Origin of the sequence: Marinobacter sp. (assembly GCF_046484525.1) — a bacterium.
Lineage (GTDB): Bacteria > Pseudomonadota > Gammaproteobacteria > Pseudomonadales > Oleiphilaceae > Marinobacter.
In genome coordinates this window covers 20,198-33,687 of record NZ_JAWOIS010000004.1, presented here as the reverse complement: position 1 = coordinate 33,687, position 13,490 = coordinate 20,198, and the positions used below count along the sequence as shown (strand labels likewise).

Here is a 13,490-nt window from a genome sequence, read left to right as displayed (position 1 = left end):
CACACCCACAAGGACGAACACCCATGGCCGGAGAACGAACACCGGGAGGACCGATGGCAGCCTATCGGCTGTCTCCCCGCGCTGTCATCGAGGCATTGGGCAGTGACGAACACCGGGGCCTGAGTGACCACGAGGCCAGGGCTCGGCTGGAGCGGGACGGCCCGAACCAACTGCGCACCAAGAAGCCGATCCCCGCATGGCGTAAACTGCTGGCACAATTTACCGATCCCCTGGTTATCCTGCTGCTGATCGCTGCGGCGGTTTCCCTTGCCCTGTGGCTGTTCGAACGCGACTCCGATCTGCCCTACGAAGCCATCGCAATCCTCGCCATCGTTATCCTCAATGCTGCCATGGGATTCATCCAGCAGGCACGGGCCGAACAATCGGTCGCAGCACTTCGGCAGATGTCCGCGGCCCGGGCACGGGTTATTCGCAGCGGTGAACAACGCAGTATTCCCGCCAGTGATGTGGTCGCCGGCGACATACTGCTGATGGAGGAAGGTGACACCATCCCCGCTGACGGCCGGCTGATCCAATCGGTGGCCCTGCAGACCTCCGAGGCCGCTCTCACCGGTGAGAGCCTGCCCGAGGCCAAGGAACCGGAAACCATTATTGGTGAGGCTCCCGTCGGTGACCGACAGAATATGGTGTTCAGCGGGACCACCGTAACCTACGGCCGGGGCAAGGCGGTGGTGACCGCCACCGGAATGCAGAGCCAGATGGGCCAGATTGCCGGCATGCTGGAGGCGGCACCACCGGAAACCACCCCGCTCCAGCAGGACCTGGCCCGGGTCGGCAGGCTTTTGGGCCTGGTGGTCATCGCCATTGCGGTGGTGATGATCGCAACCATCATCCTGGTGGAACACGTCACCGACTTTTCCGAAGTTTTCGATGTACTCATTCTCGGTGTCGCCCTGGCCGTGGCCGCCGTGCCCGAGGGCCTTCCGGCAGTGGTCACCGCGGTCCTGGCCCTCGGCGTACAGCGCATGGCCCGCCGCAATGCCATCGTCCGGCACCTGGCCGCCGTGGAGACCCTCGGCTCGGCCAACGTGATTGCCTCGGACAAGACCGGCACCCTGACCCGCAACGAGATGACCGTGCGCGCGGTGGTGACCGCCAGCGGCCGGGTCACCCTCGGGGGTACCGGTTACGAGCCGGAGGGGGAGGTGACTGCGTGGCGCGAGGGCGCTGAAGCCGCGGGACCGCTCTCCGGGGATCTGCGGCTGGAACTCGAACGGGCTCTGACCGTCGGTGATCGCGCCACCAACGCTGTGCTCCAGCAGGAAGATGACCAATGGACCATCCAGGGTGATCCCACCGAAGGCGCCCTGGTCGTTGCCGCCCGCAAGGCAGGGCTGGCCGACGAGACTCTGGATGCCCGTTACCCACGGGTCGGCGAAGTGCCGTTCTCCTCCGAACGTAAACTGATGTCCACGCTCCACACCGACAGTCAACAACGAAAACACATCCAGGTATTCACCAAGGGCGCCCCGGATGTACTGCTGGGTCGGTGCAATCGGGAACGGGTGGGCAACACTACCCGCCCCCTGACACCCGAGCGCCGGGCGGAGATCCTGACCGCAAACGAGCAGTTGGCTGGCGAAGCCCTGCGGACTCTCGGCGTCGCCGCCAGATTGCTTCCGGCCGATGCCTTCGAACCCGACGAGGTCGACGAAGGTGTTGAGCAGGACCTGATCTTCGTCGGCCTGATTGGCATGATCGACCCGCCCCGGGAGGAAGCCAGGGAGGCCGTCGCCCATGCCCTGGCCGCAGGCATACGGCCAGTGATGATTACCGGAGACCATCCCGTGACAGCAGCGGTCATCGGCGCGGAGCTGGGTATCGGCAGTGACGGCCGGGCCGTGACCGGGGCGGAAATCGACAAGATGCCGGACGACTTGCTGCAAAGGACGGTGCAGGAGGTTTCCGTCTATGCCCGGGTAAATCCAGAACACAAGCTGAGAATCGTGAAGGCGCTCCAGAAGGCCGGGGACATCGTGGCCATGACCGGCGACGGCGTGAACGACGCCCCGGCCCTGCGCACGGCCGACATAGGCGTGGCCATGGGCATTACCGGCACCGACGTCTCACGCAAGGCTTCGGACATTATCCTGGCCGATGACAACTTCGCCTCCATCGTGGCAGCTGTGGAGGAAGGCCGGGCCATTTTCTCCAATATCCGCAAGTTCCTGCGTTACCTGCTGTCCTCGAACATCGGCGAGGTGATGACCATGTTCTTCGGGGTGCTTCTGGCGGAGGTGATCGGGCTCGCGGCCAGCAGTGATGGCCTGGCACTTCCCCTGCTGGCCACCCAGATCCTCTGGATCAACATGGTCAGTGACGGCGCACCGGCACTGGCCCTGGGACTCGATCCCGGTGACGAAGATTCCATGAGCCAACCGCCCAGATCCCGGGGAGAGGGTGTAATTACCCGCCGGATGTGGGCCGGTATGGTAATGGTAGGCACCATAACCGCCGCCGGCACCCTGTTCGTCCTTGACGCCTCCCTGCCGGGCGGCTTTATCGACAGCAGCGGGAGCCTGGCCTACGGCCAGACCATGGCCTTCACCACCCTGGTGCTGTTCTCGATGTTTACCGTGTTTACCTCCCGTTCGGACCAACACAGTGCCTTCAGAAACCTGTTCTCCAATCTCTGGATTTGGGCAGCCATTGCCCTGTCCCTGGCACTGCAACTGGCGGTGGTTTACCTGCCGTTCTTGCAGAAGGCGTTCTCCACCGTGAGCCTCACCTTCGGGGACTGGCTGTTCTGCGCCGCAGTGGCCAGCTCCGTGCTGTGGCTGCGTGAGCTGAGCAAATTGCTGTCCCCCAAACGCAAAGAACCCCGGATTGGCCGGGGTTCTTCTGGAATCTGAGGTCCGCACAGCAGACCTCGTATCCATTCAGTTTCACCGTAACGGGAAACTTAGATCTTGCCGACCAGGTCCAGGGACGGAGCCAGGGTCTCTTCGCCTTCTTTCCACTTGGCCGGGCAAACTTCACCCGGGTTATTGCGAACGTACTGGGCGGCCTTGATCTTTCGCAGCAGGTCGTCGGCGTCACGGCCGATACCTTCGGCAGTGATCTCAACGGCCTGGATGATGCCGTCCGGATCGATCACGAAAGTGGCACGGTCGGCCAGGCCCTGGCCTTCACGCATTACACCGAAGTTGTTGGTGATGGTGCCGGTCTGGTCGCCAACCATGTAGTACTGGATCTTGCCGATGGTCTCGGAAGTATCGTGCCACGCCTTGTGGGTGAAGTGGGTGTCGGTGGACACGGAGAACACTTCTACGCCCAGCTTCTGCAGCTCTTCGTACTTGTCCGCTACGTCGCCCAGCTCGGTCGGGCACACGAAAGTGAAGTCGGCCGGGTAGAAGAAAAAGACAGCCCACTTACCTTTTACGTCTGCTTCGCTGATCTCAACAAACTCACCTTTCTTGAAAGCGGTGGCGTTGAACGGCTGGATCTCGCTGTTAATGATGCCCATTTAAGATAACTCCTGTTTGGTTCACTTGAGGGTTGAAGAATTCACGGGAAGCAAAGATACGGATTTTTCCGGCTTCGTTAAAATTGATAATTTCCAACGCAGAAATAGGTTTAGCCTATCCAGACGAAGCCCAGACCATCAACCCGCAGCCATTTCCATCCCGGGAAATGGCCGCGGTTGTTGATATGGGGCCTTATCCCGCCAATTCAATCTTGTGGAAATCCAGAATATTTTCCTTGGGTGACGATTTGATGGCAGCCACCTCGCTCCGCTTCTTCGCCAGGATGTAGGCAAAGCAGGCGAAGTACAGGGCAATTACCAGCGCACCAACCCACTGGATGCGCAGGAAATCCAGCTGGAACAGCATGGTCAGACCGACCATCGCCACCAGGTTGAAGATCACGTAGCTCACCCGGCCGAGGCGCTGCGCCGTCAGGTTCAGGTTGTCGGTATACAGGCGAATCAGAGAATCCAGGGAATTCACCACCATCAACACACCGACAGAAATCATGGCGATGTTGGTGAAGGCAGCTATCCGCAGGCCCTCGGCGTGGTAGTAATACAGCACGCTGAACCACACCCCGATGGCGATGGACGGCACCACCAGCATGGCAATCAGCAGCTGCCAGGTCCGGATTCCGCTGACGAAACGGGAGGTGAACTGGCCGATCATGATGCTCCAGGCAAACCACCAGAACAGGTAGAAAGCATGGTAGTCGTTAATCGGAAGCACAAACTGGTGAATGTTTCCGAAGTACTCGCCCAACATGCTGGCAGTGCCGAAGAAATCCGCCGGCGAGCCCTTGCCCAACACGAATGCCCGGAACCACATACCGACAATCAGGGCAATGAACAGCACGCTGGAACCGATACTGAGAATGCGGATGTACTTGACCTTGGAACTGGAATACACCGCCAGCGCGATCGACAGGAACACGATCACGTAGAACACTGGCACCACGGATTCGCCGTCACCCAGTTGGGGCAGATACCAGGGCAGGTTCACCAGCAGCAAGTAGGCGGTGAACGCGCAAGTGCCGATGATTACGACGTTGTTAACCAGCTTCACCAAAGGGATCTCGAAGAATCTCACCCGCGGTTCGATGATGGCAAAGTAGAAACAGGTCAGGAAATAGAAACCCCAGATCAGGAACGCCCAGAAGCCGAACTCAATGGCAAGCGGGTTGGCGAAGCCGTATTCCGGGTTCTCGGAGACATTGCCATAGCCGCCGAACTCGGTCAGCGGGAACATGATCAGCCCCACGTCCAGACCGGAGGTGAACAGGATGGCAATGAACGTAAAGGTGCGGACCGGTGTCACGCCAATGCACCGCATGTCCCACCATTTGTACAGAATCAGGGCAATGGCGGCGAAGGTGAATATCAGTCCTGTGGATAACCAGAGTGTCATGCGCTGCACCTCCGGTTGTTTGTCATCATTATAGTGAACAGCATGGGTGTTCCTCCTCTACTTTGTAGTTCGAATCGGACACAAACCCAGGACTTGCCTATCCGGCGCCCGAAAACGGCGGGCGGCCGTCGCGCTGATAGGGAAATCCTGAGGGCTTGCAAAACCCCGGGCGCGTTGCACGCCCGGGCGGGATGACGACGCGCTATGCCAGCACGCGCTTTGCCTGTCCCGGTCTCTGGCGTGCCTGCCATTGGTCATCCATCACCACAGGCGCATCAGAAGATTGCAGGGGGTCCTTGCCCCGGATAAGGTCGGCCGCCCGCTCGGCCACCATGATGGTGGGCGCGTTAAGGTTGCCGTTGGGTATGGTCGGGAAGATGGACGAATCCACCACCCTGAGATTCCGGATGCCGCGAACCCGCGTGTCCGGGTCCACCACCGCCAGCTTGTCGGTGCCCATCTTGCAGGAGCAGGACGGGTGATAGGCGCTCTCCACCGCCTGGCGGACAAAGGCATCGATTTCGTCGTCGGTCTGGACCTCGGCACCGGGCTGAATTTCTGCTCCACGATACTCGTCCATGGCCGGCTGGTTGATGATCTCTCGGGTCAGCCGCACACAATCCCGGAAGCCTTCGCGATCGGCTTCGTGCTCCAGGTAGTTGAAGCGGATGCGCGGCGCCTGCTTCGGATCGGCGGACTGCACATGGACAAAGCCTCGGCTCTTCGGCTTGTTATGACCGATGTGCAGCTGGAAGCCATCGCCATCGAAGGCTTCCTTGCCGTCATAGCGCATGGCCGCCGGCAGGAAATGGTATTGCAGGTCAGGCCACTCGACGCCGGCCCTGGAGCGGATAAAGCCGCAGGACTCGAAGTGGTTGGTGGCACCCAGACCATCCTTGCGCAGGATCCAGCGCACCCCGATCTTGAGCTTGTTCCACCAGTCCAGCTTGCGGTTCAGGGACACCGGCTTGTTGCAACGGAACTGGAAATAGAACTCCAGGTGATCCTGCAGGTTCTCGCCCACGCCAGGCAGCTCGTGTTGCACCTCGATACCGGCCTGTTCCAGCACTTCGCGCTTACCGATACCGGACAGCTGCAAAAGGTGCGGAGAACCGATAGAGCCGGCGGAGAGAATCACCTCACGGCTGGCATGGACGTCATGGACCTTGCCGCCCTGCTCGTAACGCACGCCAGTGGCGGTCTTCCCGTCCAGCAATACCTTGTGCACCAGGGCGTGGGTGACCACGGTCAGGTTATCTCTCGCCATGGCGGGGCGCAGGTAGGCGTTGGCAGTGGACCAGCGACGGCCGTTCTTTACCGTCATGTGCATGGCACCGAAGCCTTCCTGCTGAGCGCCGTTGTAGTCGGCGGTTTCGAGATAACCGGCATCGGATCCCGCCTTGATAAAGGCCTTGTACAGCGGGTTCTGCATGTTGTTGCCGTTATTCACACCCAGCGGCCCGGAATCGCCGCGGTAGTCATTGCCACCGAAGGCCCAGGTCTCCGCCTTCCTGAAATAGGGCAGGACATTGGCGTACTGCCAGCCGGTGGCGCCTTCGGATTCCCACTCGTCGAAATCCCGGGCATGGCCACGGACATAGACCATGCCGTTGATAGAGGAAGAACCACCCAGCACCTTGCCCCGGGGGCAGTGCATGCGGCGGTTGTTCAGGTAAGGTTCCGGCTCGGTCTCGAACTGCCAGGCGTACTTTTTCGTGTTCATGGGGATGGACAGGGCGGTGGGCATCTGGATAAAGATGCTCTTGTCACTGCCGCCGGTTTCCAGCAGCAGCACCTTGTTCTGGCCATCCTCGGTGAGGCGATTGGCCAGCACACAACCGGCCGAGCCCGCACCCACAATGATGTAGTCGTATTGGTTTTCTTTCATGCAGTGTCTCCTATGTGGCCTGCGGGATCAGAACGGGGCGTCGAGGTCCTCCATGCCCACGTACACCGATTTGATCTGGGTGTAGTGCGCAATGGTCTCGCGCCCGTTTTCCCGGCCGATACCGGAGAGCTTGTAGCCGCCCACCGGCATTTCCGCCGGCGAGGCGCCGTAACTGTTGATCCAGCAGATTCCCGCCTGGATCTGGTGAATGACCCGGTGGGCCCGACGGATGTCGTTGGTGAACACGCCAGCGGCCAGGCCGGTCTCGGTGTTGTTGGCGCGGGCAATCACCTCGCCCTCGTCGGAGAAGGTCAGCACCGACATCACCGGCCCGAAGATCTCTTCCTTCACAATGGTCATGTCATCGGTGCAGTTGGTGAAGATGGTGGGCTCCACAAAATAGCCGCCCTTCGAATCTTCCGGCTCGAACGCCCGGCCACCATGGCTCAGGGTCGCACCTTCCGAGAGGCCCCTGGCGATGTAATCCAGCACCAGATCCCGGTGCTTTTCCGAAATCAGGGCACCGAAGTTGGTGTCCGGATCCATCGGATCGCCCGGCTTGATGTTCTTGCGGGTGCGTTCCAGCAAACGCTCCATGAACTGCGGGTAGATGTGCTCGTGCACGAACACCCGGGTACCGTTGGTGCAGACCTCGCCCTGGGTGTAGAAGTTGCCCACCATGGCAGCGGAGATGGCATTCTCCAGGTCGGCATCGTCAAAGATGATCAGCGGGGACTTGCCGCCCAGCTCCATGGTCACATCCTTCAGGGAAGACGCCGCAGCGGCCATCACCTTCTTGCCGGTGCCCACTTCGCCAGTGAACGACACCTTGGCGATATCCGGGTGGTGAGTCAGCCATTGGCCCACTTCGGCCGCGCCCTGGACCACGTTGAACACACCGGCCGGCACTCCGGCCTCCACAAAGATTTCCGCCAGCTTCACGGCCCCCATCGGGGTTTCCTCGGAGGGTTTGAACACCATGGCATTGCCGGTGGCCAGCGCCGGGGCCGACTTCCAGCAGGCAATCTGCAGCGGGTAGTTCCAGGCACCGATACCGGCACAGATACCCAGCGGCTCGCGACGGGTGTAATAGAAATCGCCGCCCAGATCCTGCTGGTTGCCCTCGATGGAGGGCGCCAGGCCGGCGAAGAATTCGATGGCGTCTGCGCCGGTGACTACGTCCACGACCTCCGCTTCCTGCCAGGGCTTGCCGGTATCGCGCACCTCTGTCGCCGCCAGCTCGTCATTTCGTTCGCGCAGCAAGGCCACCGCCCTCAACAGAATGCGGCTGCGCTCAATGGCCGGCATGGCGGACCATTGGGCAAACCCGGCCCGGGCACTTTCCATGGCCGCCTGCTGGACGGACTTATCCGCTACTTCCACTTCGTAGATGACCTGGCCGGTGGCCGGGTTCACCACCGGGAAGGTTTCGCCGCTGGTGTTGGCCAGGAAACGGCCGTGCACAAAGTTCTGAACCACAGGTACGCTGTTGGACATAGTGACCGGTAACCTCAATTCGCTGAATTCGTTGCCCCGGCCTTGGCCAGGGTGTCGTGAATAAACTGTTTGGTGAGCCGCTCGCCCGCCTCGAAGCTTTCCACCGGGTCCAGGCTCAGGGCACTTCGCAGCCAGAAACCATCGATCATTGCCGCGGTCTGCCGCGCGGCCTCGGTGGCCTGCCCCGAGGGCAACACCTGGACGAAGGAATATCGCAGGTTGCTGTACAGCCGGGCATTATTGATCTGCTGCAGGCGTTTGAGCCCTGGCTCGTGCATGGAGCGGGCCCAGAAACTCAGCCAGGTCTTGGCGGCCAGGGCCGAGCGCTGGAATTCGGAAAAATTGGCTTCCACGATGCAATTGAGCCGCTGCTCCGGTGAGCCATCGGTTTTCACCATGCGCTCACGCAATTCCTTGCCCAGCTGCTCGAGCAGGTAACGCAACGCCGCCTCGATCAGACCTCGTTTGCCCCCGAAGTAATGACTGATGATCCCCGAGGACATTCCCGCCCGCTTGCTGATGCTGACTATGGTGGTGTTCTGCATGCCCAGCTCGGCGATGGACTCCATGGTGGCGTCAATGAGCTGCTGCCTGCGGGTATCTTTCATTCCAACTTTTGGCATGGCGATTCCGCGTATTCCCGATGATTTCCATGTCGAAAACAGGCTCTGACCTCCACCTGTTTTTTATTAATTGAACGTTCAATTAAAATAAAGGCTACAGAACCGTAACAGGGATTTCAAACTTGCTCAAAAAAAGAGCGGCCGTCAGGGGCCGCTCCAGTGATGTTGCAATAATGATCGTTCCGCCTCCGGGCCGATTGGCGGTCCTTCCATTATTTGATCAAGCGTCTCATCCAGCACACTGCCTCCACTCGCCGTCTGATAGGTACCTGGTGCGGCGCTCAACTCAACATCGACTTTCGCCACCTGTTCCCAGTCACCGGCACCGGTGCGGCAGGCAATCTGTTCCGAGGCACGGTCAGACAGCTGTACCAGGTACTGCCGACACCAGTCACCGGCCTGGTTCCGGAAGGTCAGTCTCGGCGTCACGGTGGTATCGTCAATGGCATGGGGCTCACCGCTCGCGCGCGTCTCCAGAGCCTGTGCCACCACCGCCCGGCCGGCTTCTTCACCGGAATCCGGCAAGGCCAGCCACTGGGCAAGCGCAAACCCGGCAATCACCGCAGCGGCGACGGCTTTGCCGGTATGCTCCCGCACTCGACGCCACCAGGGGAAGGCAATGACCTTGCCCGGCTCGCCGCCAGCACCTCCGGACGGCCCATCGGCCAGCCGCCGGGTAACCGACTCGGGCATCGGCCGGTCATCGATCGCACCATAACGGGCCTGCAGTTCGGCATCGACCGACGCCAGTTCCGCCAGACGATCGGCCAGTGCCGGATCGGCGGCCAGCTGGTCACGCACCGCCTGCATCTCCGCCTCGGGCAGTTCATGGTCCAGGAAAGCAGACAGGGTCTCGTCGGTTATGTTCATGGTCGGGTCCTCATGGTTACAGGTGCCAGCGCCTCGCTCAGTGCCACCCTCGCCCGGGCCAGCCGGCTCATGACCGTGCCCTTGCGTACCGACAGAATCTCCGCAACGGCCTGGTAGGAGAAGCCCTGAATGGCCACCAGGGATATGATCTGGCGCTGATCCTCCGGCAGCCTTGCCATGGCAGCGTCCACCCGGCTCCACTCGATCTCCCGGGCCGTCTGCTGCTCGCCGTCCACAACCTGGCCATCGGACAGCTCTGGCCGTTCCGCTGCCTCTCGGCGAACCTTCCGGGCCCGGCACTCGTCTATCCAGACATTCCGACAGACCCGGAACGCCCACTTGGTCAGGTCCGCGTCCCCGGGCATTTCCCGGGCCAGTAACCGTTCCACCGTGTTCTGGAGCAGGTCGTCGGCATCGGGCATGGAGCCGGTAACCGAGTAGGCAAAGCGTCTGAGCCTAGGCAAAAGTTCGGTCATTTCCTGATGCATAGCGCTCTTTGCTGATACGTGTTACCAGTGCAACGAGCCAGAAAACGTTTTATTCCATGAAAAACGGAATTATCTTCCGACCCGGTCGTTATATCGAATGAAACACTCCCGAATGCGGACAGACACGATGAAGCACTCCCGAAAGATCCATTGGCTCTCCACCCTTGCCCTGGCCTCGCTCGCTACGCCGGTTGTGGCGCTGGGTAGCGGCGTGCTGGACGGTGCGGCCGGCCCGGCTGAACCGGAATCATATCTACAGCCCCCAGACTGACGAACCACCGCCGAAGCCGCAGTCGCGGGCACCCCAGTGGCAGAGCCTGTGCTCTTCCCCGGTTCGGGTCGGTATGGTAGATACCTCGATTGCCAAGGACCATCCGGCATTCCGGCAAGCCCAGCTGGTGCAGTCCCGTTTCCTCAAGTTCGACGGCGCGAAAGGCCAGCTTGCCGAGCCCCTTGCCCACGGGACCGCCGTCGCGAGCCTGATGGTGGGCGACTTCAGCGGTGACTCGCAGGCCCGCCTGTCCGGTGCCAGCCTGGGGCACCTTCTGGAGGGCCTGAACTGGCTGTCGGAGCAGGCTATTTCCGTCCTGAATATCAGCCTGACGGGGCCGGATAACCGGGTGCTGGCGACGGTTATCCGCAACCTGCTGGATCGCGGCATTGTGCTGGTGGCCGCTGTGGGCAATCAGAGACCGGCGGCGCCGCCGCTGTATCCGGCAGCCTATCCGGGGGTCGTCGGTGTTACCGCGGTGGATGACTCGAATGAGCTTTATCGGTGAGCCAATCGTGGCGAGCAGGTGATGTTTGCGGCCCGGGGCGTATCGGTTCCGGTCGCTGCACCGGATGGCAGCCTGTCGTCTGAAAGCGGCACCTCCCTGGCAGCACCGGTGGTCGCGGCAGCCCTCGCCTGCCGGCTTCTCGAGGCTTCCCCGGAGGAGGCCATCGAGGCCCTGATCGGAACAGCCGGGGACCTTGGGGCGCCTGGCCGTGACCGGAGTTTCGGCCACGGCCTGCTGGATTACTGAGTCCTCCGGGTCAGAACCCGGCCCGCAGGGTGACTCCACCCACGGTCTTGTCATAGTCGGCCGAATCCACGTTCGAGGTGTAGTTTCCGTAGGAAATGCCGGGCTCAATACTGACCACCTCGGTCAGGCCGATGCGCCATCCTGCTTCCAGGATCCGCCCCTGATCCGCGCGCTGGCTGGAACTGCGCTCGGTAAGGTCGCCAGTGAGCGGATCCGTCAGCAGCGGATCGCTATTGGTGATGGTCACCGCCTCGTATTCCCGGTCCTCGAACCGCCAGCCCAGCCGGAACCGGTTGTCCTCGCCTGCCAGCGTGAACTTGTGCACCAGGCTGACGCGGACCCGCACCAGGCGGTTGTCATAGGCATCGGCCTCGGCGTCCTCACGGTCGCCATCCACGCCGAACAGCAAGTGGCTTCGGGCCTCGTTGAAAAAGAAGAATGCATCCAGGCTGGCGCCCTTGATGTCCGAATCCCGGGCATCGCTGTCCTCAAAGTCCTTGCCCTTGTCCTGCAGGCTCGCCAGCAGGTAGACATCGTCACCCAACAGACGTCCGAGATAGACACTGGCCCGCTGATAATCCAGGAAAGGATCGGAACCAAGCGTCGCGTGGGAAAAATGGTAGCTGGCTCCGACGGTAACCGGATTGAAGTCGTAACTGATGTCGGCGGAAGCCAGATGAACGTCCTGGTCGAACCGGTCAAAGGTCTGATATCGGCGACCGGACACCGAATAACCGAGTGTGATATTCAGTCGTTCCGTCGGCCTGAGGATGCCTTCCAGACCGGCGTCGAACACCCAGGCCTCGTCACTCTCTCCGGAAGAGGCATTCAGTTCGTCCACGGTCAGGTTGCTGTCGTGCTCATAGCCCCCTGCCAGGTGCCCCTTCAGTTCGACCTTTTCCGCCGCCTGGGCCACCAGTAACGGAGACAGCAGTCCCAATGCCAGGGACAGTCTGGAGGTTCGCTGTATAAAACGCATATCGGCTCCTCTCTGCCAGAAAAAAGCCGGGCCTGAAAACGGCCCGGCCGCGCTTTTGTGAGTGCTTACAGAACGCCGCCGGTGGCGGAGCCCTGCACCGTGCCCTTCACGGTGTTGCGAACTTCACTCTTCACGCTATCGGAGACAGACGTGCCGATTTGCTGATTGGTTTCAGCCCGGATTTCGGCATTCCGGGCCTCATTCATGCGCTCCTGCGCCTGCTGGCGCTGCTCACCTGCGGTGGAGGCAGCAGCTTCGGCCGTGGCATTGGTAGTGCCCCGGACCTTCTGACCGGTTTCGACGCCAGCGCGTACAGCCTGGTTGGCGTTCTGGCGAGCCTCATTGCTGGCCGCCTGGCCTTGTTCAGATGCTTCATCGCGAACCGACCGGCCATTGACGCTATCTTCAGCCGAAGCGGATCCGCCGCCCTGGGCCGAAACACCATTCTGGGCATTGGCCTCGGCACTCATGCTGGTCTCGGCCTGCATACTGGCATTGGCGGAACCGGAGCCTTCGGCCGCCAGGGCACCGGTGGAAAGGATGGAACAGATTGCGAGGGTCAGTACGTGTTTTTTCATGGTTACGTCCTCCTGATTTGCCCTTTTCGGGTTGCTTTCATCAGGAGGACGGTTCAGGAAGGAATTTATTCCTTACGACGGTAATCCGGGTCTGTCCAGCACTTCGGCAGGGGTTCTCCGGAGGGAAACACCAATTCGGATTTCCGGAAAGATTCCAGGTCCTGGGCTTCCTCCCCATAGTGAAGGCTGCCTTTGATGGAATCCAGGTGGGGATCGAACAGAGCGGCACTATCCAGCACTTCGATCAAGTGCCCGGTGGCTTTCTCGGCAACGAACATGGACGAACTCCTTCTCGGGGGATTACCCCTAAACTTAACAGAAGACCCGGCAGTCTGCTTATTTCCAGCCGATTCGCCCTTCTGCTTGCTCGATACCATAATGCAGGATGATAGCCCGCTTTTTTCGAGGATTCACACATGCCCCTGATTGGATGGATCATTATTCTGCTCGCGCTGGCCCTGATCGTCGGCAGCCTCATGGTGCTGCGCGATTCGGCTCACATGCGCCTTCCACCGGAAAAGCTGGAGAAAATCCGCAAGCGCAAGGAGGAGATGGAAGCCAAAGACAAGGCTGAGGGCGATGACTGAAGGTGCGACAAACCATCGCAGCTACTTAATCGCCTTCTATCCTCCCGGCACTATCGT

12 protein-coding genes and 1 pseudogene are annotated in these 13,490 nt (G+C 60.9%); 3 read left to right on the top strand and 10 right to left on the bottom strand.

The features are described 5' to 3' along the window. Nucleotides 1-23: 23 nt before the first annotated feature. Entirely contained in the window at nt 24-2,873 is a 2,850-nt protein-coding gene (locus tag R6W86_RS00885) for a cation-translocating P-type ATPase (protein ID WP_410327512.1), read from the top strand. A gap of 50 nt (nt 2,874-2,923) precedes the next feature. Here R6W86_RS00885 and ahpC read toward each other — a convergent pair whose 3' ends face one another. From ahpC to R6W86_RS00850, 7 genes are all read right to left on the bottom strand, one after another. Next, nucleotides 2,924-3,487: an alkyl hydroperoxide reductase subunit C gene (gene ahpC / locus R6W86_RS00880; protein WP_410327511.1), complete on the bottom strand. Its 564-nt coding sequence runs from the start codon at nt 3,485-3,487 to the stop codon at nt 2,924-2,926. Nucleotides 3,488-3,680: 193 nt separating this feature from the next. Then, nucleotides 3,681-4,898: a BCCT family transporter gene (locus tag R6W86_RS00875; RefSeq protein WP_410327510.1), complete on the bottom strand. Its 1,218-nt coding sequence runs from the start codon at nt 4,896-4,898 to the stop codon at nt 3,681-3,683. A 202-nt stretch (nt 4,899-5,100) separates the two neighbouring features. Continuing rightward, a complete protein-coding gene (betA, locus tag R6W86_RS00870; RefSeq protein WP_410327509.1) occupies nt 5,101-6,786 on the bottom strand; it encodes a choline dehydrogenase in 1,686 nt (561 codons plus the stop codon). Between the two features lie 27 nt (nt 6,787-6,813). Continuing rightward, complete coding sequence (gene betB / locus R6W86_RS00865; protein WP_410327508.1) at nt 6,814-8,283, bottom strand: betaine-aldehyde dehydrogenase; 1,470 nt, start codon at nt 8,281-8,283, stop codon at nt 6,814-6,816. Between the two features lie 14 nt (nt 8,284-8,297). Next, complete coding sequence (betI, locus tag R6W86_RS00860) at nt 8,298-8,906, bottom strand: transcriptional regulator BetI (RefSeq protein ID WP_410327507.1); 609 nt, start codon at nt 8,904-8,906, stop codon at nt 8,298-8,300. A 144-nt stretch (nt 8,907-9,050) separates the two neighbouring features. Further along, nucleotides 9,051-9,776 carry an anti-sigma factor family protein gene (locus R6W86_RS00855; RefSeq protein ID WP_410327506.1) on the bottom strand — a complete coding sequence of 242 codons (726 nt, stop codon included), beginning with the start codon at nt 9,774-9,776 and terminating at the stop codon, nt 9,051-9,053. Beyond that, nucleotides 9,773-10,264 carry an RNA polymerase sigma factor gene (locus R6W86_RS00850; RefSeq protein ID WP_410327505.1) on the bottom strand — a complete coding sequence of 164 codons (492 nt, stop codon included), beginning with the start codon at nt 10,262-10,264 and terminating at the stop codon, nt 9,773-9,775. Before R6W86_RS00850 ends, R6W86_RS00855 begins: the two co-directional genes overlap by 4 nt. A gap of 344 nt (nt 10,265-10,608) precedes the next feature. Between R6W86_RS00850 and R6W86_RS00845 the strand changes: the two are divergent. Then, nucleotides 10,609-11,289: pseudogene (locus R6W86_RS00845) on the top strand (S8 family serine peptidase). Nucleotides 11,290-11,299: 10 nt separating this feature from the next. On the opposite strand, the gene R6W86_RS00840 reads toward R6W86_RS00845, so the two are convergent. From R6W86_RS00840 to R6W86_RS00830, 3 genes are all read right to left on the bottom strand, one after another. Then, nucleotides 11,300-12,268 (bottom strand): hypothetical protein, encoded by a 969-nt coding sequence (locus R6W86_RS00840; RefSeq protein WP_410327504.1) that lies wholly within the window; start codon nt 12,266-12,268, stop codon nt 11,300-11,302. 65 nt (nt 12,269-12,333) lie between these two features. Continuing rightward, nucleotides 12,334-12,846, bottom strand: a complete 513-nt coding sequence (locus R6W86_RS00835) for a hypothetical protein (protein ID WP_410327503.1) — start codon at nt 12,844-12,846, stop codon at nt 12,334-12,336. Between the two features lie 65 nt (nt 12,847-12,911). Continuing rightward, a complete protein-coding gene (locus R6W86_RS00830; protein WP_410327502.1) occupies nt 12,912-13,124 on the bottom strand; it encodes an acetyltransferase in 213 nt (70 codons plus the stop codon). A gap of 138 nt (nt 13,125-13,262) precedes the next feature. Here R6W86_RS00830 and R6W86_RS00825 point away from each other — a divergent pair, with 138 nt between their 5' ends. After that, entirely contained in the window at nt 13,263-13,433 is a 171-nt protein-coding gene (locus R6W86_RS00825; RefSeq protein ID WP_410327501.1) for a DUF2897 family protein, read from the top strand. Nucleotides 13,434-13,490 lie beyond the last annotated feature (57 nt).